The following is a 24,821-nucleotide window of genomic DNA, read 5'->3' as shown; positions in this document are numbered from 1 at the left end:
AGCCGGATCACATTCCGCCGCGTCTTTGCCCGGGCCACCGGTGCCCCTTTCTATACTCTGGCCCTGCCCCGTTTCCCGGGGCATGGCCCACCCGAGGAGAAGGAGGTTCCGGTGATCTACCACCAGTACTTAACCCAATACGCCGTCCCGCTGGCTCGGGCGGTTCGTCACTTTCTGGCACGAGAAATCCCCTATCAGCAGTTGGAAGACTTGAGCTGGCAGCTCCTCTCCCACTGGCAAGATTTGCCCCACGATCCCTATAACACCCAAGCAGCCACCGATCAGGAGGGTGTCTTCTGGTTCCTGCTGCACAGCCTGCATCAGTGGGATGAGCAGCAGATCATCGCCGATGTCTGGCTGCGCATGCAGCTGATGGCGTGTGCCAATTATCTGACCATGGAAGGCCCCTACCCCCGCCACTGCATGGGTTCCCGCCCCTGAATCCTGGTCCGCGCTGCTCGGCTTGCCTTGGCTATCCCCCCCGAACCTGACAAAATGGCGCAATTTTCCCAGAGGAGTCAGGTATTTGAACACTGTCCGCACACCGAGCTGGCGAGACTCGCTCGCCGTCTATCTTGAGTCTCGGGTCCTCATTCTGTTTGCCATGGGCTTCTCTTCCGGTCTGCCACTGCTGCTGGTGTTTGGCACCCTGTCGTTCTGGCTGCGCGAGGCCGATGTCAGCCTGACCGACATAGGTTACATGAGCTGGGTAGCACTGGCTTATGGTTTCAAGTGGCTGTGGTCACCGCTGGTCGATCGACTGCCACTGCCGCTGCTCTCCCGCTGGCTGGGGCGGCGTCGCAGCTGGATGCTGCTCTCCCAGATACTGATTGCCGCGTCACTGGTGGGCATGGCCTTCTGTGATCCCAAGACCCAGCTGGCCCAGCTGGCCCTGTTCGCCTTGCTGGTGGCGTTCGCCTCCGCCACCCAGGACATCGTCATCGACGCCTATCGCATCGAATCGGCGCCTGAGCGACTGCAGGCGGCCATGGCCGCCTCCTATATGACAGGTTATCGACTAGCGATGATCATGGCGGGTGCGGGGGCACTGGCGCTGGCAGCCTGGCTTGGCAGCAACACCGGCTATGACTACAACGGCTGGCGACTCACCTATCTGCTGATGGCGGGACTCATGTCTCTTGGTGTCATCACCACACTGATCTGCCATGAGCCGGATATCGATCTCGCCGGTCAGGACGAACAGCAGGAGGCGCGCAAGGTGCTGCTGCTCTCCCATGGCTGGCCAACCTCGCTGGCCGGGGTCGGTGCCTGGATCTATGAGGCCATCTGGTGTCCGTTTGCCGATTTCTTCCGCCGTTACGGTGGTTCGGCCATGCTGATCCTCGGGCTCATCGCCTGCTATCGCATCTCGGACGTGGTGATGGGCGTGATGTCCAACAGCTTCTACGTGGACATGCAGTTCAGCAAGACAGAAGTGGCCACCATCACCAAGGTGTACGGCGTCATCATGACGCTGGTGGGTGCTGCCCTGGGGGGCGTGCTGGTGATGCGCTTTGGTACCTTGCGGATCCTGTTCCTCGGCGCCCTGCTCACCGCCAGCACCAATCTGCTGTTTGCCCTGCTCAACGAAGTGGGTCACAACCTGCAGCTGCTGACCCTGATCATCTCGGTCGACAACCTGAGCGCCGGCATAGCGACTGCCGCCTTCGTGACCTATCTGTCGAGCCTGACCAACGTGGCCTTCTCCGCCACCCAATACGCCCTGTTCAGCTCCGTCATGCTGCTGATGCCCAAGCTGCTGGCAGGTTTTTCCGGCCACTTCGTCGAACAGTTTGGCTACAGCACCTTCTTTATCGGCACCAGCCTGCTCGGCATTCCCGTCTTGATCCTGATCGTCATGGTTGCCAGACGAGGAAGGGCCTTGCTCTCGGAAGCGGACAAATAGCAAGCGTTTGCGTGAAATTGGGGGTGATTAGATTCACACTTCCGAATAAAGTTCCCCGGTGCTTGTTTCTCCGATGAATTTATTTGGCTAGAATCCCTCCCGCTCCTTGTGGGCAGGCTACGGAAAACCTCAACTAACGCACAAGAGACCAATAAAATGGCCAAATTTACCAAGACTCTGATCGCTGCCGGTCTGCTGGCTGCTGCCGCTACTCCGGCCTTCGCTGCTGACTACAGCGGTGACATCCACAAGAATGATTACAAGTGGATGCAGTTCAACGTCATGCACACCATCGACCAGAAACCACATGGTCCAGATGGTTATAACGACACTTATTTTGAAATGGAGTTTGGTGGTCGTTCAGGCATTTTCGATCTGTATGGCTATGTCGATGTATTCGATATCTTTGACTCCCGTCACAGCGACAAGCACAAGCAAGAAAACCTCTTTATGAAGTTTGCACCGCGGATGTCACTGGATGGTATCACCGGCCAAGATCTGTCCTTTGGTCCAGTGCAAGAGTTGTATGTTGCAACCCTGTTTAACATTGGTGGCATTCAAGGTCTGAATGATGCCTTTATTGGTTTGGGCGCTGATGTCATGGTGCCGTGGTTTGGCAAAGTTGGCATGAACCTCTATAAGCGTCATGCCAATGAAACCTTTAGTGGTCAAGGAGAAGGTTGGAATGGTCAGCAGTTCTCCATGAACTGGTTCAAGCCTTTCTATACCTTCTCCAACGGCAGCTTTGTTTCTTACCAAGGCTATCTGGATTACACTTGGGGCATGAAAGATACCAGCCACTCCGACGGCTTAGGTAATTTTCACGGTATCTACTGGCACTCTGATCGTTACGCCGTTGGTTATGGCCTGAAGTATTTCAACGAAATCTACGGTATTGATAACTCTGACGACTTCAAATCTACCGGCTTCAGCCATTACTTCTCCGTTACCTACAAGTTCTAATCGAACGGGTAATGCGGGCACAAAAAAACCGGAGCAGCTGCTCCGGTTTTTTATGGCTCTGTCATCGAGCCTTTTGCTATCGAACAAGGGGGAGGGCCGAACCCTCCCCGCCCGTCATCAATCGCGGAAATTCTGGAACTGCATCGGCTGACCCAGCTCGGCACCACGTACCAGCGCCATGGCTTCCTGCAGATCGTCACGCTTCTTGCCGGTGACCCGCACTTCATCACCCTGAATGGCGACCTGCACCTTGATCTTGGAATCCTTGATCAACTTCACCAGCTTCTTGGCGATCTCTTTCTCGATCCCCTGCTTGAACTTGACATTCAGGTGGAAACGCTTGCCTGAGTGAACGCTGTCACCCACGTCCATTGAGCTGTTCTCGATGTTGCGCTTGAGCAGAGCTGCGCGCAGGATCTCGACCATCTGCTTGAGCTGGAAGTCGGCATCGGCCTCCAGCTTTACTTCTTCCTTGTTCAGCTCGAAGCTGGCTTCAACACCACGAAAATCGAAACGGGTCGCCAGTTCACGATTGGCGTTATCGACGGCGTTCAACACCTCGTTCATTTTGACTTCAGAGACAATATCGAATGACGGCATGTCAGGGCTCCTCATGTTGCGCTATAAGGGCGCAAATCTACCAGAAAACCGGCAAATTTGCTGATTTCGATGGGGTTGCTCTGCTAGAATCCCCTGCGCACAGGAATGGCGAGACCCGTTAGTGTCCGCCAAGCGACATTTCACTTATCCCCGGTAAATGGTTGATCGGAATGCAACCCTACCTTGATTGAGTCTCTCCATGCCAAGCGGATTACAGAGTTCCCGACTGCCCTCCTCCCCCCAATGGTCACTGCTGGGCTGCGGCGCCCTGGGTGGCGTCTTCGCCTCCCTGTTGACTCAAAGCGGCCAATCGACCCGCGTCTTGCTGCGCGATCGCCACCGTTCGACCCTGCACCCCGGGATTGATTTCACCTCGCTGGAAGGCCAGACCCAGCTGATCACCATCGAGCGCGGCTTCGTCGACCAGCCCGGTCAGATCAAGCGCCTGCTGGTGATGACCAAGGCAGGTCAGGTGGTGTCCGCCCTGACCCCCTTGGCAGGCAAGCTGGCGGCGGGCGTGCCCATAGTGCTGCTGCACAATGGCATGGGCATTGCCGAGCAGGTGGTGCAGCTGTTTCCGCATAATCCTGTCATTGCGGGCGTCACCAGCCACGGCGCCATGCAAAGCGGTCACTTCGTGTTCCGCCACACCGGCAAGGGCGAGACCTGGCTCGGCCCGGTCAATGAAGCGGCCAGGGCTCATGCCTCCCTGGCAGAGGATCTCGCCGCAGCCCTCGGCCAGGCCGGCTGGGACGAGCAGATCCTGGCTCGCCAGTGGCAAAAACTTGCCATCAACTGCGCCATCAATCCACTGACGGCGCTCTATAAGCTCAAAAATGGCGAGCTGGCCGGCCCTCGCTTCGCCGATGCCCTGCAACAGATCTGCGTGGAAGTGGCCGACGTCATGCAGGCCGAAGGCCAGCCCACCAGCAGCGATGAGCTGCTGCGCCGCGCCATGACGGTGGTCGAGTTGACCGCCGACAACTACTCCTCCATGCACCAGGATATGGAGCAGGGGCGCGAGACAGAGATCGAGGCCATTACCGGCTTCCTGCTGGCCTGCGCCGCCAAACACGGCATAGCGGTGCCGGTCAATCAGGGCCTCTATCAGGCCATCAAAGAGAAGAGCTGAGCCCGCCGAGATGGCGGGTAACCAAGGAGTGCAGCATGACAGTATTGGTATTGGTGGCACCGGGGTCTGAAGAGATCGAAACCGTCGCCATCGTCGACACCCTGGTGCGCGCACGCATCGAGGTGCTGCTGGCCTCCTGCTGTCCGGCGGGTCTGCGCCAGATCCGTGCCTCCCGCGGGGTACAGCTGGTCGCTGACTATCATATCGACGAGCTGACCAGCCGTGACTTCGAAGCCATCGTCGTGCCGGGCGGCTTGCCCGGCAGCGAGGCAATCCGCGATACGCCGCTCGCCATCGATCTGCTCAGGGAACAGGCGGCGCTCGGCCGCTGGCGGGCGGCTATATGCGCCGCCCCCGTGGTGGTACTGCACCATCATGATTTGCTGGGAGATGCCAGCACGACCTGCCACCCGGGCTTGCAGGCCCAACTGCCCACCAGCCAGCTCAGCACGGCGCGGGTCGTGACGGATGAGACTCATCACCTGATCACCAGCCAGGGGCCTGGCACCGCCATCGAATTTGCCCTCGAAATCGTGCGGGTGCTGCGCGGGGACGACACCGCCCTCGCGGTCGCCGGCCCCATGGTGATGCCCCCTTCTGTCATGCCATGACCCCTGTTGCCATCGCGGATGCCCTCTCGTCATGACAGAGCACCCCTTGCCGATTGGCAAGGGGCGCTCTGCTATTGGCCGGGCGCAACTCGGGCTGCCCCCTTGATCGCTAGCTCAACAACTCTGGCCTGAGCTGCTCCATCAGCAGGTGGTTGTCACTGTAATCCACCGGTATGGCTACTACGGCAGGTCCAACGACTGCCATGGCGGCGCGCAGCGTAGGCCGCAGATCCTCGGCACTGGTGACCGCAAACCCGGCCGCTCCGAAGGACTCGGCATAGGCCTTGAAGTTGATGGGCCCGAAGCTCACCCCCGAGCTGCGGCGATACTTTTTCTCCTCCTGCATCGCCACCATGTTGTAGCCGTTATCGACCCAGATGATGTGCACTATGTTGGATTTGAGCCGCACCGCCGTCTCCAGCTCCATGCTCGACTGCATGAAGCTGCCATCGCCGGAGACAGAGATGATCTTCTCCCCCGGCCGCACCATGGCGGCACCTATGGCCCAGGGCAGCGCTACCCCCATTGTCTGCTGACCGTTGGAGATAAGCACCTGGCGAGCCCGGAAGCTATAGAGGTAGCGGGCAATCCAGATGTGGAAGCTGCCCATGTCCACGCACAGCGTCATGTCCTGCCCTATGATGTCCTGCAGCTCCTTGACGATGCGCAGCGGATGGATGGGCATGCCCCCCAGATGCTGGGCATGCTGGGTCAGCTGATAGCGCTGGGTGCGGATCTCCTCGAGCAGGGCGGCGATGGCGGGATCCCGTGCCAGCGGCTTGTGCAACATCTTGGTCAAGCAATACAGATTGGCGCTGATGGAGCCCACCAGCTCAACCGCCGGGCAGTAGCTGCTGTCGATCTCCGCAGGCAGGGCATCAATGTGCAGCAGTTGCCGCTCACCCGTGCCGTTCCACAGCACAGGGTCATATTCGATGGGGCTGTAACCTATGCAGATCACCAGATCCGCATCCTGCAGCAACCTGTCCCCCGGCTGGTTGTTGAACAGCCCGACCCGACCGGCGAAGTCATCGAAATGGTGGGTATCCACCACACCGGCCGCCTGATAGGTGCCCGTCACCGGCAACCGGCTCTTGTCCAAAAAGGCGCGTACCGCGAGAGAGTTTTCCGGCCGACTGGCCAGCAGACCGAGCAGCACCACCGGCTTGCGGGCCTGTGCCAGCAGGCTCAGCGCCCTGTCTATGCCGGCCTCATCGGCGGCGCCCGGTTCGGGTATGGCTCTGGGCACCAGGATGGCGCCATCGGTCGGCTCGTTGATGATGTCCATGGGCAGGCTGACGAAGGCGGCGCCGGGACGGCCCAGCTCGGCACAACGAAAGGCGTTAGCCATCACCTCGGACAGGGCGGATCCGGTTCCCACCTGGGCGCTGAACTTGGTGACGGGACGGCACAGGCTGACGGTGTCCAGGCTCTGGTGAGTAAGCTTGAGGCCATCGGCACGTCGCACGGCGCCCCCCAGCGCCACCATGGCATCCCCTTCCGAGGTGGCGGTCGCGAGGCCGGTGATCAGGTTGGCACAACCTGGGCCCGAGGTCACCAGCGCCACCCCAGCCTTGCCGGTCAGACGGCCCACGGCGGCGGCCATGAAGGCGGCGTTCGCCTCGTGACGCACCACTATGGTGTCGATGGGGGAATCTTCCAGGGCATCGAATACCCGGTCGATCTTGGCCCCCGGAATACCAAATACCTGCTTGACGCCCTGCGCCTCCAGATGGCGTACGACCAGCTCGGCCCCGCAGCTCCAGTGTTGATTTTCCATGAGAATAACTCCTTGTAAGCGAAGGGATTAACCTTCGGCAGCGCGGATGGCGCGGTCCAGATCGGCGGGATTGAGGTCAGCCTGTTGAAAAGCAGGGTTGCGCGGCAGCTCTATGTTGAGATGCTGAACCACAGACAGCTGCAGCTGGCCGTGGCCCATGGCGTAATCGAGGATGTGACCACCGCCTTTGCGATCTTCGGTGATGAAATGTTCGTGATAGCCGGCCACATTAATCCCCTGCACGAAGGGCGGGCAGCGAAAGCCCACCAGGGTGCCGCGCCGCTGGCTGAAAGAGAACAAGGGCTGTGCCTCTATGGCTTCCAGCATGGGCTTGTAGGGGGGAGTCTGGCAGGGCACTGTGCGCACCTGGGCCTGCTCAAACAGACCATCGAGGCGAAAAGCGACGAAGACGTTGTCGGTGCCCACCAGCTGATCGATCCACTGATGGATCTCGTCGCGGCTGAGGGGGTGATCGAAGCGGCGCTCCAGACAGGGTCGAAAGTGAGTCATCACCGCAAACGGGGTTTTCTGCCCGGCCTGGGCAGGACGGGCCGAGCCATCGGCCTTGAGCTGATGGATCTGGCGTTCGAACGCAATCAGCTCGCCGTCGAGCCGGTTGAAGGTGCCAAGGCCGAAGTCGCCGTGGCGCAGCAGATCGGCCATGGTGGTCTCGCCCTCATAGACGCCGGCCAGCAGGGCGCTCATCAAAGAGCTCTGATAGACCTCGCCACCACCCTGACGGGCTTGCCAGCGAGCAAACTGCTGGCTGATCTCGATGGCACAGTCACACTGTGTATGGGTTTCCATTTGGATTTAACCTCCAATCCTGTTAGGTTGGCAAATCAGGATTCAATAGTGACCAAGATCACACTTTGATACCAATATCCAAACCCATCAGCTTCGAGACGTACCAGATATGGAATTTCGTTACCTGCGCTACCTGGTAGCCGTGGCAGAGAAGCAGAGCTTTACCAAGGCGGCCGAGACGCTGGGCATGGCCCAGCCGCCCCTCAGCCAGCAGATCCGCAAATTTGAACAGGAGGTGGGCACGCCGCTGTTTCACCGGCTGACCCGCAGTGTGGAGCTGACCGAGGCGGGGCTGAGCCTCTATCAGGGTGCCAAGGGCATACTGTCGCAAACCGAGCAGGCCATGCAGAAGGCCCAGCGCATCGCCCGCGGTCAGCTTGGCTCCCTGCGCCTGGGCTTTGCCGGCTCCACTGTGCTGCACCCGAGCGTACTGCGCCTGATCCACGACTTTCGCCAGGCCTGGCCAGAGGTGAGCCTGCATCCCATCGAGAACAGCATGCCCAATCTGGTGCGCGACCTGATGAGCGAGGAGCTGGATGCCGCCATACTGCGCCTGCCGTGCAGCAGCAGCTCGGCGCTGACTCACCATCTCATCGATGAGGAGGAGATGCTGATCGCCCTCCCCCCGCATCACCCGCTGGCAAGCACGGGCGCCATCGCCATCGAGGCCCTGGCGCAGGATCCCTTCATCCTGTTCCCCCGCGAACTGGGGCCGGGCCTGCACGATGCCATCACTCAACGCTGCCAGCGGGCCGGTTTCAGCCCCCGTCTCGGCAGCCAGAGCCCGCAGGTGATCTCCACCGTCGGCATGGTGCAGGCCGGTTTCGGGGTTGCCATCATCCCGCGATCTGTGAGCGAGCTGCACCCCCACGGCGTCAGCTATCACCCCATCGCCGATGAACCGCTCACCACCCGCATCAGCCTCGCCACCCGCCGCCATCCACGCCAGAAAAGCCTGCAGCACCTGATAGGGCTGATCCCGAGCCGGCGCTGAGCCTCCCCAGGCACTGGCCGACATCCCATCAGCAGAACAACAAGGCACATGTGAACGAGACGCTGGCGGGGGTCAGAGCCATGGACGAGTTGGCAGGGCTGGGCACACTCATGCGGCCAGCATCCAATCCGGTTGGACAGGCGACCTAAATGGATTGATGAGGTTCACGAACATGGGCATTCATGGCGTTATCCAACCGACAGGCCAGCATGCGACCGCCATGAATTGTCACCCTCTCACCGGGCATGCCACGGGTGATATACACCCTCCTCTCTCTTGCCTTGGATCTAGTCATCCGGCAGCACATCAAAACCGACGATCACATCAAACAACTCTTCATCGATGGCACTCTGGCGAAGGCGATGAAATTCACTTTCAAGCGTATCCAGCAATTCACCAATGTTTTTCTCCGCCCGTTGCATGGCAGCAAGCCGGCTGGCATTTTCACTCGCGAGCGACTCGGCGCACGCACGAAACAAGGAGATAAAGAGATACTCGCGCACCAACGCCATCTGGGTATTTTCCCTGCGACCAATCAACTCTGGCAGACACTGGGTCGGCCAACTCCGGGTCATCAAGGCCTGTTGCCATGTGGCATCGAGGGGGAGGAAGGGTTGACAGACAGGCTCGTAAAGCGAGCCGGACTTTGGGCGGTTGTGAAACAAGAGGATATTGCTGACTTCTCCGCGCTCGCGCAGAGATTCTGTCTCGATAAGGATCTCGCTGACCAGCGGAGTGATCGCCGAGATGGCGCTGGGCAGACGAAAAGCCCGTCCCAAGGTAAGGGCGCTGTCATCGAGGCGGGAGCGGATACGATCACCTGCGGTCCAGATGATTTTACGACCTGGCAGCTTATCCAGCGTTTCACTGACGAACTCAACCAATGATTCGTTAAACTGCCCGACCAGCCCCTGATCCGACCCGAATACGATGACCCCCGTGGGCCCCTCATCCTTGAGCGCTGCGGGCCGAACCAGGTCGCCCTGCTGTTGGCGAAAAAAGGTCAGCAGGCCGAGTTGAACCGTTCGGTCATAGTCATCCAGGGAACGCACCGCATTTTCATACTGACCAATGCTCGAGGCGGCCATCGCCTTCATCGTCCGCACAACTGATTCGAGGTCACTGGCACTGGCTATCTGGCGACGCAGACTGACGGCTGTTTTACTCATTCGCTTACCTCGTCAACCGGCTGGAACTGAACGAGTGCTTGCCGCGCCAGGTCAACAATCTGAGCACTGTCTTCATCCTCGAGTGTTTCGGTGCTTTCCAAGCGGGCGCAGAGCGCTGGCGAGACCTGGTCGGCGGCATCGCAAACGGCATCCTCGGCTTCTTTCATCCTGTCGAGCGGGATCTGATCAAACAAACCCGCACTCAGCGCCAGCAACACTGCAATTTGCTGCACCATGGGGAAGGGTGAAAATTCTTGTTGTTTCAAACAGGCACGGATGCGACGGCCATGCGCGATCTGCAACTGAGTGGCTGCATCGAGTCGGGCGCCGAAGCGCGAAAAGGTTTCCAGCTCTTCGAACTGGGCATAGGCCAGCTTGAGATCACCGGCAACAGCCCGATAGGCAGCACGCTGCGCCTTGCCGCCAACCCGCGACACGGACTGGCCGACATCGACCGCAGGCAACACCCCCAATTCGAAGAGAACGGGTGACAGGTAAATTTGACCATCGGTGATCGATATCAGGTTGGTCGGGATGTAAGCCGACATATCCTGAGCTTCGGTCTCTATGATGGGCAAGGCCGTCAGAGAGCCGCCACCAAGTTCCTTGCACAGATGGGTGGCTCTCTCGAGCAGACGCGAATGGATGTAGAAAATGTCACCGGGAAAGGCTTCGCGACCCGGCGGTCGACGCAGCAGCAAGGAGAGTTCTCGATAGGCACGGGCGTGATGTGTCAGGTCATCGTAAACCACCAGCACATCGCGCCCCTGCTCCATGAAATACTCAGCAATGCTGGTCGCGGCATAGGGCGTGATATAGGCCAGACCAGGGGGATCGTTTCCTTCAGCAACGACGACAACCGTGTACTCCAGCGCCCCCTTTTCTCGCAGCGTCGCAATCACCTTGGCAACGCCGGCGGCACGCTGGCCAATGGCACAGTAGACACAGAGCACATTCTTGTCACGCTGATTGAGAATGGCGTCCAGTGCAATGGCCGTCTTGCCAGTCTGCCTGTCACCCAGGATCAATTCGCGCTGGCCGCGTCCAATGGGAATGAGCGCATCAACGACCTTGATGCCGGTTTGCAAGGGCACTGTGACCGGGGCCCGATCCATGATATCAGCGGCAGGACGCTCGATCGGCAGGCGCTCCCCAGGCGACAATGGCCCTTGATCGTCGAGAGGCTCGCCCAGAGGATTGATGACCCGGCCAATCAGGCGCTCCCCGACCGGCACATCGACAACATGGCCACTGCGCTCAACCTGGTCGCCAGCGTGCAACAGCCAATAATTTCCAAGCAGCACAACGCCAATCTCATCTTCATCGACATTGAAGGCAATGCCCTGAATGCCGCCGGGGAAAACAAGTACCTCTTCAAAGCCGACACCCGGCAGGCCGGAGACGCTGGCAATGCCGGCGGCAACGCGGGTGATGTAGCCGACTTCCCGGGTCACTATGCCATGAACAAAGGTGTCGCGGCCCTTCTCAATAGCGGAGAAAGTCGATGCCAATACCTGCTGCAGAGTATCAGGAGGCATTGGCTGTACCTTGTGAAGTACTGGCGGGTTTGAGCAGATCATCAATGCTTTTTTCCAGGCTGACCAAGTATTCGGCAATGCTCCAGTCAACCTTGTAACCCTCGGCGCACAGCTCTATGCCACACACGAGTTCCGGCACAGTTTCATAGCGCAACGCGGGGGCCTTATCTTGTAATGGCTGGATAGTCGTCTCCAGCAAGTTGCGCTGCTCGTCCGACAACGCGAAGGTACTGCTGACCACCAGTGGCTGCCCGGAGGTCTTCAGCGCCTTGCTCAGCGCCGCCTTGTCGGTGTCGTTCAGGTCACGCAGATGGGCGACGAACACATCGACCATACGGGCCTCGAGCGTGATACCGGCAAGATCGGTCAATGCCTTGCCCGCAATGGCAAAGACCTCCTGGCTGGTCCGCTGGCGAATATCATGGTGCAGTGCGTGCGCCTCGCTTTGCAGGGAGGCTTTGCCTTTGGCAATCAGGGCGCTCGCAGCTTGCCTTGCCTCGTCAAGCAGCCGCTGGCGCTCGACATGAGCAGCCTCTGTTGCCTCTTTGAGGAGTGTTGCCTTGTTGCGATCGAGCTCGGAATTTCGTTGCTCAAAATTTTCTCTCTCCTCTGTAGCCGATGCTTGCTGTTTAGCTGCATTGGCCAGCTCGGTAGCAATGCGCTTCTCACGGGCGTCAATTGCATCGAGTATCGGGTGATAGAGAAAGCGTTTCAGCAGCCAGGCCAGGATCAAAAAGTTGACCACTTGCGCGCCGACGGTGAACCAGTCGATAAGCATGATCTATTTTCCTGCCACGGCGGCGATGGCTTGATTCCAGAACGGATTGGCGAAGATCAGGATCATCGACACCACAAAACAGTAGATAGCCACCGACTCGACCATGGCCAAGCCAACGAACAGGGTACGAGTGATGGTGGCTGATGCATCAGGTTGTTGCGCCAGCGCGCTAAGCGCCATCGCCACCGCCCGGCCTTCACCGAGCGCCGGGCCTATGCTGCCAATGGCGATGGTCAAGCCAGATGTGATAATCGAAGCAATGGCAATGAGGGTCAAACTGTCCATGATCAGTCCTTTTGGGAAATGGGGGTGGTTTCGGGAGCTACTTCAGGCTTGGGTTCACGGACCCGGGTGGCAGCGGCGATGTAGACGGCCGCCAGAATGCTGAAGATATAGGCCTGCACCATGCCGGTCAGCAGCCCTAACGCACTCATGATTACAGGAAAAATAAAGGGGGTTATGGTGAGCAAGATGGCAAGGATCATGGTTCCGCTCATCATGTTGCCAAACAGACGGGCGGCCAATGCCAAGGTGCGCGACAATTCGCTGACAATATTGAAAGGCAACATGATCAGGGTCGGCTTGACGTAGGCTTGCAGATACGCGGTCAGGCCGCTGTCGGCAATGCCGAAGATCGGGACGGCAAAGAATACGCAAATAGCCAGTGCCGTGGTCGTCGACAAGGAGCCGGTAGGTGGCTCGTAGCCAGGTATGATGGTGACCAGGTTGGCGCTGGCAACAAAAAGAAACAACGTCCCAATAAAGCCGAGGTAGAGCCGTGGCTTGAGCAGCCCGACTTCCGCAATCTGATCGACGATACCGGTGACTATGATTTCCAACAGGTTCTGCCAGCGGCTACGGTCCAGTCCTTTCGACAAGCGACGGGTCACCAGCCATGAACCGAACGTCAATACGAACATAAGGCCCCAGCTGTAGACGATGGTGGCATTGAGCTTGACAAAGCCGAATTGCCAGAAAACAAGGGCGTCCGGGCTAAGGTGCATATTGAGCACCGATCAATACTGGCATCTTGCGAGTGACTCGTGTGACAACAAGCCGAGCGAAGATAAACCCCAGCAGCAGAGCCGCCCAGCGCTGCCAGTCAGCACCGCCAACGAGCCAAAAGCCCACCATCACGATCGCCGAGCGCAGAAGCAGACTGCAAAAAAACCAGAGGGCTATCTGGGCAGAGGCGACGCCTCGGCGAACCGTCCACCACAGGCCGCCAAAAAAGAGCAGGCCCAGCACGACGCCGGCAAACAGGCTGCCACTCAAAATGAGCCATTCATTCATCATGTTTTTTTCCCTTATCGTGAATTTCACTGTCTTCTTTTGCCAACCAGCGCCAGGCATTGAAGCAGCCGAGGGTCAGACCCGCAGCCAGCAGCGCCAACGTCCATGACTGGCCGCCCGGGTATCGCTCATCAAGCCAAAGACCCAGTGCCGCCCCCAGCAATGTGGGGATCGCGATCGACCAGCCAATCAGACCCATCATGCCCAGACCCGACCAGACGGTGCGTGTGACTTGTTGCTGCGCCTTTACTTTTCGCTCAGCCTTGTTGCCAATCAGCTCGCTGAACCCGCGTTTGCCATCGCCCGGCTTGCGTCCTTGCTCAGTCATGTTGCATGGCCACGAAACGGTGTACAAAACCCGCTTCAAGTTTTGACAGCGCAGCTCGCGCGCTTTTTTCCTGCTCATCAAGCGTTAAAAATTCTCTCTCAACGGCGGCACGCAATTGTTCAAGTTCCAGGTTGCCGATGGCATTGCGCACGGACACCAGCACCTCGTCACCCGTCTTCACCAATACCCCCTGATCGACCGCAACACAGACCTCGTGCTCTGTACTCGTCTCGAACACCAGAATGCCCGGCACCAGTACGGCAGCGCAGTCGAGCCGATTGGGTAGCAGACCAAAGGATCCATATGTCGATTCGGCAACGATGCGCAGCACATCCGCTTTCTCGGCAAACACCTTGAAAGGCAACAAAATCTTAAGTCTCATGGGAACTCGCTTTCTCTTTGTTGGCTTGTTTGTCGAGCGCTTCATCGATGGCTCCGATCATATACAGCGCACTTTCCGGTACATCCTTGAACTCGTCGCGCAAAATACGCTCGCAACCCGCCAGGGCATCGTCCAGGCTCACCTGTCGCCCCTGCATGCCGGTGAATTGTTCAGTAGTGAAAAATGGCTGAGTCAGAAAACGTTCCAGTCGCCGGGCACGCGCCACCACGTTGCGGTCCTCGCTCGACAGTTGCTCCATACCAAGCATTGCAATGATGTCTTTGAGATCGGCGTATTGTGCCAGGGTGCGGCGGATCGCCTGTGCCAGCGTGTAGTGTCGCTCGCCAATGATGCCAGGCGTCGCCATTTTGGAATTTGACTGCAAGGGATCAATGGCCGGATATAGCCCTTCGCTCGCCCGTTTGCGCGACAGCACAATCGATGCGGAGAGGTGCGAGAAGGTATGCACGGCGGCCGGATCCGTGAAGTCATCTGCGGGTACATAAACAGCCTGGATCGACGTGATGGCACCGGTATCGGTATTGGCGATGCGCTCCTCCAGTTGGGCCAGCTCAGTGCCCATGGTCGGCTGGTAGCCAAGACGAGCCGGCATCTGCCCCATCAGCCCAGACACTTCCATGCCGGCCTGGATAAAGCGGAATATATTGTCGACGAGCAGCAACACATCGCTATGCTCGTCATCACGAAAGTACTCCGCCATGGTCAACGCGGCGTGACCCACACGAAATCGGGCGCCCGGGGATTCGTTCATCTGCCCGAACACCATCACCATGTTGTCGAGCACGCCAGCGGCCTTCATATCGCGATAGAGCTCCTCGCCTTCGCGACAACGTTCACCTATCCCGCAAAAGATGCTCACCCCTTTATGCTGACCCAGCATGTTGTGGATCATTTCCGTGAGCAGGACAGTCTTGCCAACGCCTGCACCGCCAAACAGGCCGGCTTTACCACCGCGCTCCAAGGGCATGAGTACATCGATCAGCTTGATCCCGGTCAGGAAAATCTCAGGCTGCGTCGAGCGCCTTGCCAATGCCGGCGGCGTGTTGTGTACGCTACGCCAATCCACGGTTGGGGGCGGCAGACGATCGATCGCTTGACCAAAGACATCAAACATTCGTGACAGCGTGCCCTTGCCGACCGGCGCCAACAGGGGGCCACCACTGTCGTTCACCAGGGTGCCCCGCGCCAATCCCTGGGTGGGAGTCAGGGCAATGCCACGCACGCGTTGTGCATCAAGCTGGGCTTGAACCTCGATGACGATGTCCCCCTCATCACCCGTTCTCAGCAGTGAATGAATGGGGGGTAATTGCGTGTCGAAGCGAACATCCACCACGCTGCCACGCACCGAGACCACTGTGCCGGTACGGGATGGTGCTGTCTTGTCAGTCATATCAACTCCCTAGTCTGCGTTGTCCTTCAACCATGACCAGGAGACAACCAGACTGTCACTGGCAACCCTGACAAGGAAGTGGCCCGAGGCATGAGCGAACTCAAGTGAATCGTTGAGCAAGGTGCAACAGGACGGTTCGACCTTACCAGTACGGCCTACCTTGATATGTACGTTAACGAACAGACAGCCCGCCGCCCTCCCGCCATAGTGTTTTCGCGGCTACTGCATTTTTATTTTAATTACCACGACTGTCAGATCTGGCGGCAGGTCATTTATGCCCGCCTTTGAAGAACCGCCAGGACTCACCTTTCCCCGTTCTTCCATTGAACAGTTCATTAGCTACCCAACACCTGGGCCCTTGCCTGTCTGCTGTCGCGCGACAGGCGAGACTGGCCCCTTCATCAGTCATGCATGTAGATGGCTCCAACCGAGCCGCCGACAACAGAGAGACATTACCCATATCCAACGATGGATTGATGTTCCACGAACGCGGACCCGGGTCCGGTAACAACAAGCAGGGAGATATCCATGAATGGTTGGTGCGCTAGGTTATTTGGCTTCAAGCCAACCAATGACCCTTGGCAGGACAAGGAGCCCGTTCGTGAAGAGTTGTTCGGCATAGAGCGGCTGGAATCCCACGCCATGACGCTGGCAGAAGCCCAGTCAGTCACCGCCAGACCGGCGGCGGTGCAATCATTGCATCTGCGCCTGAAAGAAAACGAGGCCGTCTTGTCATCCGCCCATCAGGCAAATGCAGCTGAACTCGAACTGGGGCATGATCTGACCCATGCGGCCGAGTGGTTCCTCGACAACTATCACCTGGTCGAAGCTCAGATCTACGAGATCCGCAGCAGCCTGCCCACCAGCTACTACCGCCAGTTGCCAAAGCTGGCCGAAGGCCCCTTTGCCGGTTATCCCAGAGTTTTTGGCATCGCCTGGGCTTTCATTGCCCACAACGACAGCCACTTCGACCCCGAGATCTTGAGCCGTTTCATCCTGGCCTATCAGCGTGTGCAACCGCTGACCATTGGTGAGTTATGGGCTGTCCCCATCACCCTCAGGATCGTGCTCATTGAAAACTTGCGGCGTCTGGTTGAGCAGATCACGCTGGCCCGCCAGGCCAGAGCCGATGCAGATCTCCTTTGCTCGCGCCTGCTCGCCGCAGGGTGCGCCTTGTCTGCGCTGAACGAAGACATTGCCTCCCGTGCCACAGGCCCACTGTCCGAGATTTTTGCCGCTCAACTCGTCAAACAACTGCGTGACCAGGATCCCGATATCACACCGGCACTCGGCTGGCTGGAAGCGCGCCTGACGCTGCAGGGGGGGTCAATCGATGAAGTGGTCCAGCATGCACAGCAGCGGCAGGGGGCCTCCAACGTCACCATTCGCAACATCATCACCAGCATGCGATTCATCTCGAACATCGACTGGAGCGAGCAATTTGAAAAGATGAGTCTGGTGGATCAGCAGTTACGAGCCAGCAGCAACTTCGCCGAGATGGACTTTCCCACCCGCAATCTCTATCGCCGGGCAATCGAGCTGCTGGCCCGCTCTTCCCCCCACGATGAGCTGGATGTCACGGCGCGGGTCCTGTCGGCGACCCGACAAGATGTCGACACCTTGCCAGATGACATGAAACTCAGGGTGCAGGATCCCGGTTATCATCTGATGGCCGAGGGCCGACTCGCCCTGGAAACCGATCTGGGTTTTCGCCCCCCGTTACGCCTTCGACTTCACCGGTTTCATTCCCGACTCGGGATCGGCGGCTATGTCGGCATCATTACCCTGCTGACGCTGCTTTTGCTGACATTCACCTACCAGCAGCTCGCACAGCCCGGTGAGCCATGGTCCCTCTGGATGCCGCTCTTCATCCTGTTTGCCTTCTTGCCGGTCAAGGCGGCAGCCATCTCGCTGGTCAACTATCTCATCAGTTTTTATCTGGTGCCCATGCCTCTGCCGGCCATGGATCTCACTCACGGCATTCCCTCATCCCTGCGCACCATGGTGGTCATCCCCACCCTGCTGACCTCTCACTCCGATCTGCTGGCACAAGTCGAGCAACTGGAGATCCATCACCTGTCAGGGATCAGTGGCGACCTCAGCTTTGCCCTGCTCTCCGATGGGATGGATGCAGCCCAGGAACACATGCCCGAAGATGCGGCCCTGCTGAGCGAAGCCAGTCAGGCCATCGCCCGCTTGAACAGCAAATATGGCCCCGGGCCGTCAGGGGCGCGCTTTCTGCTGCTCCATCGCCACCGCCAGTTCAACCCGGGCGAGGAGTGCTGGATGGGCTGGGAGCGCAAGCGTGGCAAGCTCTATGAACTGAACCGTTTGCTGCGAGGAGCAACGGACACCAGTTTTATGGTGATCGATGGTCAGCCCCCTGCCGTCCCCCACAATGTGCGCTATGTCATCACCCTGGATGCAGATACCCGATTGCCGCGGGATACCGCCAGTCGCCTGATTGCCAAGATGGCGCATCCCCTCAACTGCGCGCATTTTGATGCCGAGCAGCAGCGCGTCACCCATGGCTATGGCATTCTCCAGCCCCGTGTCACCCCCTCTCTTCCACTGGGTCAGGATGGCTCTTATTACCAACGGCTCTACTCAGGGCCTGGCGGCATGGACCCCTATGCAGCCACCGTTTCGGACATCTATCAGGATCTGTTCGGAGAAGGCTCTTTCACCGGCAAGGGCATCTACGACGTCGATGCTTTTACCTCCGCGCTGGAAGGGCGTGTACCGGAAAATAGTCACCTGAGCCACGACCTGTTTGAGGGCATCTTTGCCCGCGCAGGGTTGGCCTCGGACATTGAAGTTGTCGAAGAGTTTCCATCGCGGTACGACGTCAGTGCCAAACGGCAGCATCGCTGGACACGCGGCGACTGGCAGCTGCTCGCCTGGATCTGCCAGCGCAAACACGGCCAGCACTCACTGCCCCTGATAGGGCGTTGGAAAATGTTTGATAACCTCTGCCGTTCACTGCTGGCACCGAGTGCCCTGCTGGCTTTTCTGGCGTCCTGGCAACTGCCGTTGGGCACGGCCGTGGCGGCGGATCTGATGCTGCTTGCCTGTCTTGCTCTTCCGATATTTTTGCCCCTCATCTTCACCATACTCCCCCGGAAACAGGATATTTTATGGCACCATTATGTGGGCAGGATTGGCAATAGCCTGCAGCGTGCCGTCATGCAAACCCTGCTCAGCCTCACCTTTCTGGCCGACCAGACCTGGCGCATGACAGATGCCATAGTCCGTACTCTGTTCCGGTTATCCCTGTCACATCGCCACCTGCTGGAGTGGACCACAACGGCTCAAACCTCGGGCGCACCGCGACTGGCCTGCCTGGGCTTTTACCAAATGATGATGAGCGGTGCGGTACTGGGAATGGGAGTGTGCGCCATGACGCTGTTCAGTGCCCCCACCGCCTGGCCGCTGGTACTGCCTTTTGGCACCCTTTGGCTGCTGGCCCCCCTGGTGGCGTACTGGACCAGCCGGCCCCGTTATCTGAGCAAACAGATGACCTGCAGTGCCAGGGAAGCGGTAGAGCTGCGGCTGATTGCCCGCAAGACATGGCGCTATTTCGAGACCTTTGTGACCGATCTCGACAACCAGCTGCCACCTGACAACTTTCAGGAAGTTCCGACAGAGGTCATTGCCCATAGAACCTCGCCCACCAACATGGGGCTCTATTTGCTCTCGACCCTGGCTGCCAATGACTTTGGCTGGGCCGGGCGCGAGGCCGTCATCAAACGGCTGGAAGCCACCCTGGAGGTGATGCAACACTTGCCGCGCTTCAAGGGCCACTTCTTCAACTGGTATGACACCCGGCGCCTGCTCACCCTGGAACCGGCCTATGTCTCTTCCGTTGACAGTGGCAATCTTGCGGGCCATCTGCTGGTGGTCGCGAGCACCTGCGAAAACTGGCAACAAGCCGCCGACAACAGCTCGATACGTAGCGGCTTGCAAGACACCTATCTGCTGATGCGTCAGGCCCTGCAAGCCTACCCGGTGAAAAACAACGAGCCGGTGAACGCGCTCACGGCCTGCCTGAAAGCAATCCGCAACCAGCTCTATGGCGAGCAGCCCGTAACAAGCCAGCTAGCTGAGCTCGAACGGCTTGCGCAGCAAGGCGTCGAGACAGCACACCGTATTGATCTGCCAGCGCATCCCAAAGAGGGGGCCGAGCTTATCTTCTGGTCAGAGGCGCTCAGTCAGACGGTGGCCGAACATCGCCTGGATGACGCCAGCCTGCCCGGTGCGCTTGCGCCACGGCTGCAGGCACTGGCCGAACGCGCACGCACCCTGGCCATGGGAATGGACTTCGCATTCTTGCTGGATCCGGAGCGCCAGCTGCTCTCCATCGGGTATTCCCTCTCCGACAACCGGCTCGACAACAGTTGTTATGATCTGCTCGCCTCGGAGGCAAGGCTTGCCAGCCTGTTCGCCATCGCCAAAGGCGATGTCGTGACCAAGCACTGGTTCAAGCTGGGTCGCTCTGCTACCCCGCTGGGCCAAGCTGCGGCCCTGATCTCCTGGTCCGGCTCCATGTTCGAGTATCTGATGCCCTCCCTTGTCATGAGGGCCCCCATCGGATCTCAGCTGGAGTGTACCAACCGCCTGATCGTCGACTTGCAGATAAGCTATGGCCACTCGCTGGGCATTCCATGGGGCATATCGGAGTCGGCGTTCAACGCCCGGGACATGGAGTTCACCTATCAATACTCCAACTTCGGCATTCCCCAGCTTGCCCTCAAGCGCGGACTGGCCGAAAACCGGGTGATAGCACCCTATGCCACAGGTTTGGCCGCCATGGTCAACCCGGGCGCTGCCTTGAAAAACTATCAACGGCTGGCTGCCATGGGTGGCGGTGGGCGTTACGGCTTTTACGAGGCGCTGGACTTTACCCCGTCCCGTTTGCCCGATAACCAGGATGTGGCCATAGTGCACAACTTCATGGCCCATCATCAGGGGATGACGATCGTCGCCCTCGCCAATGCCCTGCATCAGGGGCTGATGCGCGCCAGATTTCATGAAGAGCCCATCATTCAGGCTTGTGAACTGCTGCTGCAAGAGCGGATCCCGCAGGACATGCCCATTGTCAGACCCCGTGCCGCCGAGATAAAGGCATCGCGGATCAGGACCATACAGGACGTGCGATCAGTACGCCGCTTGTCCTCATCGACCCTGGGTGCCCCCGTGACCCACCTGCTCTCCAACGGTCGCTACAACGTCATGCTCACCAGTGCGGGAGCCGGCTATAGCCGTTGGGGCAACATTGCCATCACCCGCTGGCATGAGGATGCTACTCGGGACCACTGGGGTTCTTTCCTCTTTTTGCACGATGTTCACAGTGGTGAGACCTGGTCTCCTTGTGCGCACCCGCTGGGCAATTCCGACCACAAGGGGGAAGTTGTTTTTGCCGAGGATCGGGCACAGTTCATTCATCATCACGACCGCCTTACCACCACACTGGAAGTCCTGGTGTCCGGTGAAGCGGATGGCGAAGTACGACGTATCTCGCTGAACAACCGTGGTCGCAGCACCCGCTGTATCGAGCTCACCTCTTACGCCGAGGTCGTGCTGACCACACCGGAAACTGACAGGGCACATCCCGCCTTCAGCAAGCTCTTTGTGGTCACCGAATTTCTGGCGGAGCTGGGCGCGCTGATTGCGACCCGGCGCCCCAGAACACCGGAAGACAGCGAGATCTGGGCCGCTCACTTCATCATTGTCGAGGAGCAGCTGGCCGGTACGCTTCAATATGAATCCGATCGTGCCCGGTTTATTGGTCAGGGTCGAACTCTGGCCTCGGCCCATGCCTTGCAGCGGGATGTTGCCCTGTCCAACACAACGGGCACAGTGCTCGACCCCATTTTCTCGCTGCGCCAGCAGGTGCAGGTCTTGCCCGGCAGCAGTACCAAGGTTGCATTCTGGACGCTTGTGGCTTCATCGCGGCAGGCCTTGCTCGATCTCATCGATCAGCACCACAACCGCCATGCCTTCCAACGGGCCAAGACGCTGGCATGGACCCAGGCACAGGTGCAGTTGCACCATCTGGATATTCAGGCGGCGGATGCGGCCAACTTCCAGCGGCTCGCAGCTCCCCTGCTCTACGCAGACTCGCGCTTTCGCGCCTCATCGAACACCATATTGCATGGGCTGGCATTGCAATCCGCCCTCTGGCAGCTCGCCATCTCAGGTGACCTGCCCATCATGCTGCTGCGCATCGATGACATAGAGGATCTGGCTCAGGTACGCGAACTGCTGCTGACCCATGAATATCTGCGCATGAAACGTCTGGCCGTCGACCTGGTGATCGTCAATGAGCACGCCGCCACCTATGTGCAGGATCTGCAAAATGGCATAGAGACAGCCGTGCGCAGCAGCCAGTCCCGACCCCGCTTCCATAGCGAGCTGGCCCGCGGCTCCGTCTATACGGTGCGCACCGATCTGATGAATGCCGAGGTTTGCCAACTGCTGTATGCGGCGGCGCGGGTCGTACTGGTCGCTCGCCGTGGCTCCCTGCAGGAGCAACTGGCCCGTCTGCCAGACACATCCCAGTCACCGCAACCCTCACCTGTCTTCAGGGCGCCCCACATCGGCGCCAGCAAACATTTACAGCATCCCGAGCTGGAGTGTTTCAATGGGCTGGGTGGGTTTGCCAAAGACGGACGTGAATATGTCACCTTGCTCAGCGCGGGTCACACCACACCCGCCCCCTGGATCAACGTGATTGCCAATCCGCAGTTTGGCTTTCAAGCATCCACCGAAGGCAGTGGTTACACCTGGGCAGACAACAGCAAAGAGAACCAGCTGACCGCCTGGTCCAATGATCCTGTGACGGATCCCGTCAGTGAAGTCATCTATATTCGCGATGAAGAGACCCTTGATCTCTGGACGACGACCGCTCAGCCCATTCGTGATGGCGGTACCTATATCGCTCGTCATGGTTACGGTTACAGCAGTTTCGAGCATCAGGTTCACGGCATCCATAGCGAGTTGCTGCAATATGTCCCGGTAGCGGATCCCGTCAAGATCTCCCGCCTGACACTGCGCAACCAGACGAATGCCCCCCGCCGTCTCTCAGTGACCTGTTACGTAGAATGGGTGTTGGGCGCCTCTCGCAGCGTCACAGCCCCCTTTATCACGACCCAGATAGATGCACAGACGGGGGCCATGCTGGCACACAACCCCTGGAATGCCGCCTTCCCTGGCCGGGTAGCCTTCCTCGATCTGGGGGGACAGCAAACGAGCTGGACCGCCGATCGCAGTGAGTTCCTGGGATACCGTGGTCAACCCGCCTCTCCTGCGGCGCTGGCAAGCCATAAAGCCTTGTCTGGCAGCACAGGGGCCGGGATTGATCCCTGTTCAGCGCTGCAAACCCATGTTGATCTTGCCCCGGGCCAGAGCCTTGAGCTTGTGATCCTGCTCGGTCAGGCAGGCTCAACCGAACAAGCCCGTGCCCTCGTCACCCGCTATCGTCATGATCTCGATGTGGTGCTGGACGAGGTGGAGGCTCAATGGCAGACACTGCTCGGGGCCGTTCAGGTCAAGACCCCGGATAGGGCCATGGACATAATGCTCAACGGCTGGCTGATGTATCAAACGCTCGCATGCCGGATCTGGGCTCGTTCTGCCTTCTATCAGGCGGGAGGCGCTTACGGTTTTCGCGACCAGTTGCAAGACGGGATGGCACTCAGCTTTGCCAACCCCCGGAGCACACGACAACATTTGTTGCGCACGGCCGCTCGCCAGTTCATTGAAGGGGATGTGCAGCATTGGTGGCTGCCCCACTCGGGCCAGGGTGTGCGCACCCGGATCTCCGATGACAGGGTCTGGCTGGCCTTCGCCACGGCCACCTACGTTCGAAGCAGTGCCGATGACAGCATTCTCGATGAGGAGATCCCGTTTCTGGAAGGCCCGGCACTGAGCACGGATCAGCAGGATGCCTTCTTCCTGCCACAAGTATCCGAAACGTCAGCCTCTCTGTATGAGCATTGCGCTCGCTGTCTGGATCAAGCCATGGCGCTCACCGGGAGCAATGGTCTGCCACTCATGGGCTCGGGTGACTGGAACGATGGGATGAATCAGGTCGGCAGTGCAGGCAAGGGGGAGAGTGTCTGGCTAGGCTGGTTGCTACTGCGCACCATCAGTCTGTTTGCCCCTCTGGCCCACGCCCGTCAAGATAAGCGTGCCGAGCTCTGGCTGGCTCATGCCAACCGGGTCGGGGTCGCGCTGGAACGCAAAGCCTGGGATGGTGCCTGGTATCGCCGGGCGACCTTCGATGACGGCAGCTGGCTGGGTTCAAAAGAGAGCCCCGAATGCCAGATAGACTCCATCGCACAATCCTGGGCCGTCCTGTCCGGTGCGGCCAACCCGACCCGAGCCAGAATAGCCATGCAATCCCTGGAGCAACACCTCATCAAATACGATCAGGGCTTGTCTCTGCTGTTCAGTCCACCGTTCGACAAGCTGACCCAGAATCCGGGGTATATTCGCGGATATCCGCCCGGACTGCGCGAAAATGGCGGCCAGTATACTCATGCCGCCATCTGGGCCATCCTCGCCTTCGCACGCCTCAAAGAAGGCACCAAGGCTTATGACCTGTTCTGCCTGCTCAACCCCATCAACCATGCACTGGATCCTGAGGCCGTCGAGCGTTACAAGGTTGAACCTTACGTGATGGCTGCGGATATCTACTCAGTCGCGCCGCACAACGGTCGTGGCGGCTGGACCTGGTACACGGGGGCGTCTGGCTGGATGTATCAGGCCGGTATCGAAGGCATATTGGGGATCCGTCGTGAGGGGCAGCTGTTGCTCATCGCCCCCAACTTGCCCGCGCATTGGCCCGGATTTAGCGCAGCCATCACCCTTGATGCCGCCCACTACAACATAGCGGTGAATACAGAGGTGTTATCGGGGCTGCAAGCAGACACAATCCGACTCGATGGCGTGCTGATGGAGCCTTGCGGCTCACCATTTCGCGTACCACTGATCGATGGGCACCACAGGATTGACATTACCCTGGCGGGGCAATAACAGAGTCTGATTGAACAAGGTAGAGACAAAGCGGCCTGCTCCCGGGCCGCTTTTTGCTTGATTGCACGCACGCCCAACTTTTTATCCTGA

Annotated in this window: 19 protein-coding genes; 7 read left to right on the top strand and 12 right to left on the bottom strand. The window is 59.0% G+C overall.

Features of this window, described 5'->3' with window-relative positions:
- Window positions 1-111: 111 nt before the first annotated feature.
- The 3 genes from OKC28_RS07195 to OKC28_RS07185 all read left to right on the top strand — a co-directional run bounded on the left by OKC28_RS07195 (window position 112) and on the right by OKC28_RS07185 (window position 2,869).
- Window positions 112-441 (top strand): hypothetical protein, encoded by a 330-nt coding sequence (locus OKC28_RS07195; protein ID WP_270688445.1) that lies wholly within the window; start codon window positions 112-114, stop codon window positions 439-441.
- Window positions 442-526: 85 nt separating this feature from the next.
- Window positions 527-1,906, top strand: a complete 1,380-nt coding sequence (locus tag OKC28_RS07190) for an AmpG family muropeptide MFS transporter (RefSeq protein WP_270688443.1) — start codon at window positions 527-529, stop codon at window positions 1,904-1,906.
- 156 nt (window positions 1,907-2,062) lie between these two features.
- Window positions 2,063-2,869: a nucleoside-specific channel-forming Tsx family protein gene (locus OKC28_RS07185; protein WP_058393512.1), complete on the top strand. Its 807-nt coding sequence runs from the start codon at window positions 2,063-2,065 to the stop codon at window positions 2,867-2,869.
- Window positions 2,870-2,986: 117 nt separating this feature from the next.
- Here OKC28_RS07185 and OKC28_RS07180 read toward each other — a convergent pair whose 3' ends face one another.
- Entirely contained in the window at window positions 2,987-3,469 is a 483-nt protein-coding gene (locus tag OKC28_RS07180; RefSeq protein WP_005311958.1) for a YajQ family cyclic di-GMP-binding protein, read from the bottom strand.
- 199 nt (window positions 3,470-3,668) lie between these two features.
- Between OKC28_RS07180 and OKC28_RS07175 the strand changes: the two genes are divergently transcribed.
- Both OKC28_RS07175 and OKC28_RS07170 read left to right on the top strand, forming a co-directional pair.
- Window positions 3,669-4,601 carry a ketopantoate reductase family protein gene (locus OKC28_RS07175; protein WP_125606280.1) on the top strand — a complete coding sequence of 311 codons (933 nt, stop codon included), beginning with the start codon at window positions 3,669-3,671 and terminating at the stop codon, window positions 4,599-4,601.
- 35 nt (window positions 4,602-4,636) lie between these two features.
- A complete protein-coding gene (locus OKC28_RS07170) occupies window positions 4,637-5,212 on the top strand; it encodes a DJ-1 family glyoxalase III (RefSeq protein ID WP_270688438.1) in 576 nt (191 codons plus the stop codon).
- A gap of 109 nt (window positions 5,213-5,321) precedes the next feature.
- Here OKC28_RS07170 and alsS read toward each other — a convergent pair whose 3' ends face one another.
- Both alsS and budA read right to left on the bottom strand, forming a co-directional pair.
- Complete coding sequence (alsS, locus tag OKC28_RS07165) at window positions 5,322-6,992, bottom strand: acetolactate synthase AlsS (RefSeq protein WP_270688436.1); 1,671 nt, start codon at window positions 6,990-6,992, stop codon at window positions 5,322-5,324.
- 27 nt (window positions 6,993-7,019) lie between these two features.
- Window positions 7,020-7,799 carry an acetolactate decarboxylase gene (gene budA, locus OKC28_RS07160; RefSeq protein WP_005311953.1) on the bottom strand — a complete coding sequence of 260 codons (780 nt, stop codon included), beginning with the start codon at window positions 7,797-7,799 and terminating at the stop codon, window positions 7,020-7,022.
- A 109-nt stretch (window positions 7,800-7,908) separates the two neighbouring features.
- Between budA and OKC28_RS07155 the strand changes: the two genes are divergently transcribed.
- Window positions 7,909-8,793, top strand: coding sequence for a LysR family transcriptional regulator (locus OKC28_RS07155; protein WP_270688424.1), 885 nt, complete (start codon window positions 7,909-7,911; stop codon window positions 8,791-8,793).
- A gap of 287 nt (window positions 8,794-9,080) precedes the next feature.
- Here OKC28_RS07155 and OKC28_RS07150 read toward each other — a convergent pair whose 3' ends face one another.
- The 9 genes from OKC28_RS07150 to atpD are packed head-to-tail and all read right to left on the bottom strand — an operon-like array spanning window position 9,081 to window position 15,692.
- On the bottom strand, window positions 9,081-9,962 hold the full coding sequence (locus OKC28_RS07150) for a F0F1 ATP synthase subunit gamma (RefSeq protein ID WP_270688422.1): 882 nt from the start codon (window positions 9,960-9,962) through the stop codon (window positions 9,081-9,083).
- Window positions 9,959-11,500 carry an alternate F1F0 ATPase, F1 subunit alpha gene (locus OKC28_RS07145; RefSeq protein WP_234576406.1) on the bottom strand — a complete coding sequence of 514 codons (1,542 nt, stop codon included), beginning with the start codon at window positions 11,498-11,500 and terminating at the stop codon, window positions 9,959-9,961. The genes OKC28_RS07150 and OKC28_RS07145 overlap by 4 nt, the downstream gene beginning before the upstream one ends.
- The gene (locus tag OKC28_RS07140; RefSeq protein ID WP_270688420.1) at window positions 11,490-12,278 is read right to left on the bottom strand and encodes a F0F1 ATP synthase subunit B family protein; all 789 of its coding nucleotides are present in this window, start codon (window positions 12,276-12,278) and stop codon (window positions 11,490-11,492) included. Before OKC28_RS07140 ends, OKC28_RS07145 begins: the two co-directional genes overlap by 11 nt.
- Window positions 12,279-12,281: 3 nt before the next feature.
- On the bottom strand, window positions 12,282-12,563 hold the full coding sequence (locus tag OKC28_RS07135; RefSeq protein WP_099991851.1) for a F0F1 ATP synthase subunit C: 282 nt from the start codon (window positions 12,561-12,563) through the stop codon (window positions 12,282-12,284).
- Window positions 12,564-12,565: 2 nt separating this feature from the next.
- On the bottom strand, window positions 12,566-13,282 hold the full coding sequence (locus OKC28_RS07130) for a F0F1 ATP synthase subunit A (RefSeq protein WP_270688417.1): 717 nt from the start codon (window positions 13,280-13,282) through the stop codon (window positions 12,566-12,568).
- Entirely contained in the window at window positions 13,272-13,574 is a 303-nt protein-coding gene (locus OKC28_RS07125; protein ID WP_265432999.1) for an ATP synthase subunit I, read from the bottom strand. The genes OKC28_RS07130 and OKC28_RS07125 overlap by 11 nt, the downstream gene beginning before the upstream one ends.
- The gene (locus tag OKC28_RS07120; RefSeq protein ID WP_219593511.1) at window positions 13,564-13,899 is read right to left on the bottom strand and encodes an AtpZ/AtpI family protein; all 336 of its coding nucleotides are present in this window, start codon (window positions 13,897-13,899) and stop codon (window positions 13,564-13,566) included. Before OKC28_RS07120 ends, OKC28_RS07125 begins: the two co-directional genes overlap by 11 nt.
- Window positions 13,892-14,281: a F0F1 ATP synthase subunit epsilon gene (locus OKC28_RS07115; protein WP_270688414.1), complete on the bottom strand. Its 390-nt coding sequence runs from the start codon at window positions 14,279-14,281 to the stop codon at window positions 13,892-13,894. The genes OKC28_RS07120 and OKC28_RS07115 overlap by 8 nt, the downstream gene beginning before the upstream one ends.
- On the bottom strand, window positions 14,271-15,692 hold the full coding sequence (atpD, locus tag OKC28_RS07110) for a F0F1 ATP synthase subunit beta (protein ID WP_265433001.1): 1,422 nt from the start codon (window positions 15,690-15,692) through the stop codon (window positions 14,271-14,273). Before atpD ends, OKC28_RS07115 begins: the two co-directional genes overlap by 11 nt.
- Before the next feature lie 528 nt (window positions 15,693-16,220).
- On the opposite strand from atpD, the gene OKC28_RS07105 reads away from it, so the two are divergent.
- Entirely contained in the window at window positions 16,221-24,731 is an 8,511-nt protein-coding gene (locus OKC28_RS07105) for a GH36-type glycosyl hydrolase domain-containing protein (RefSeq protein WP_270688412.1), read from the top strand.
- Window positions 24,732-24,821 lie beyond the last annotated feature (90 nt).

Source organism: Aeromonas sp. D3 (assembly GCF_027705025.1).
Lineage (GTDB): Bacteria > Pseudomonadota > Gammaproteobacteria > Enterobacterales > Aeromonadaceae > Aeromonas > Aeromonas salmonicida.
This window is presented reverse-complemented; position numbering and strand designations above follow the sequence as displayed.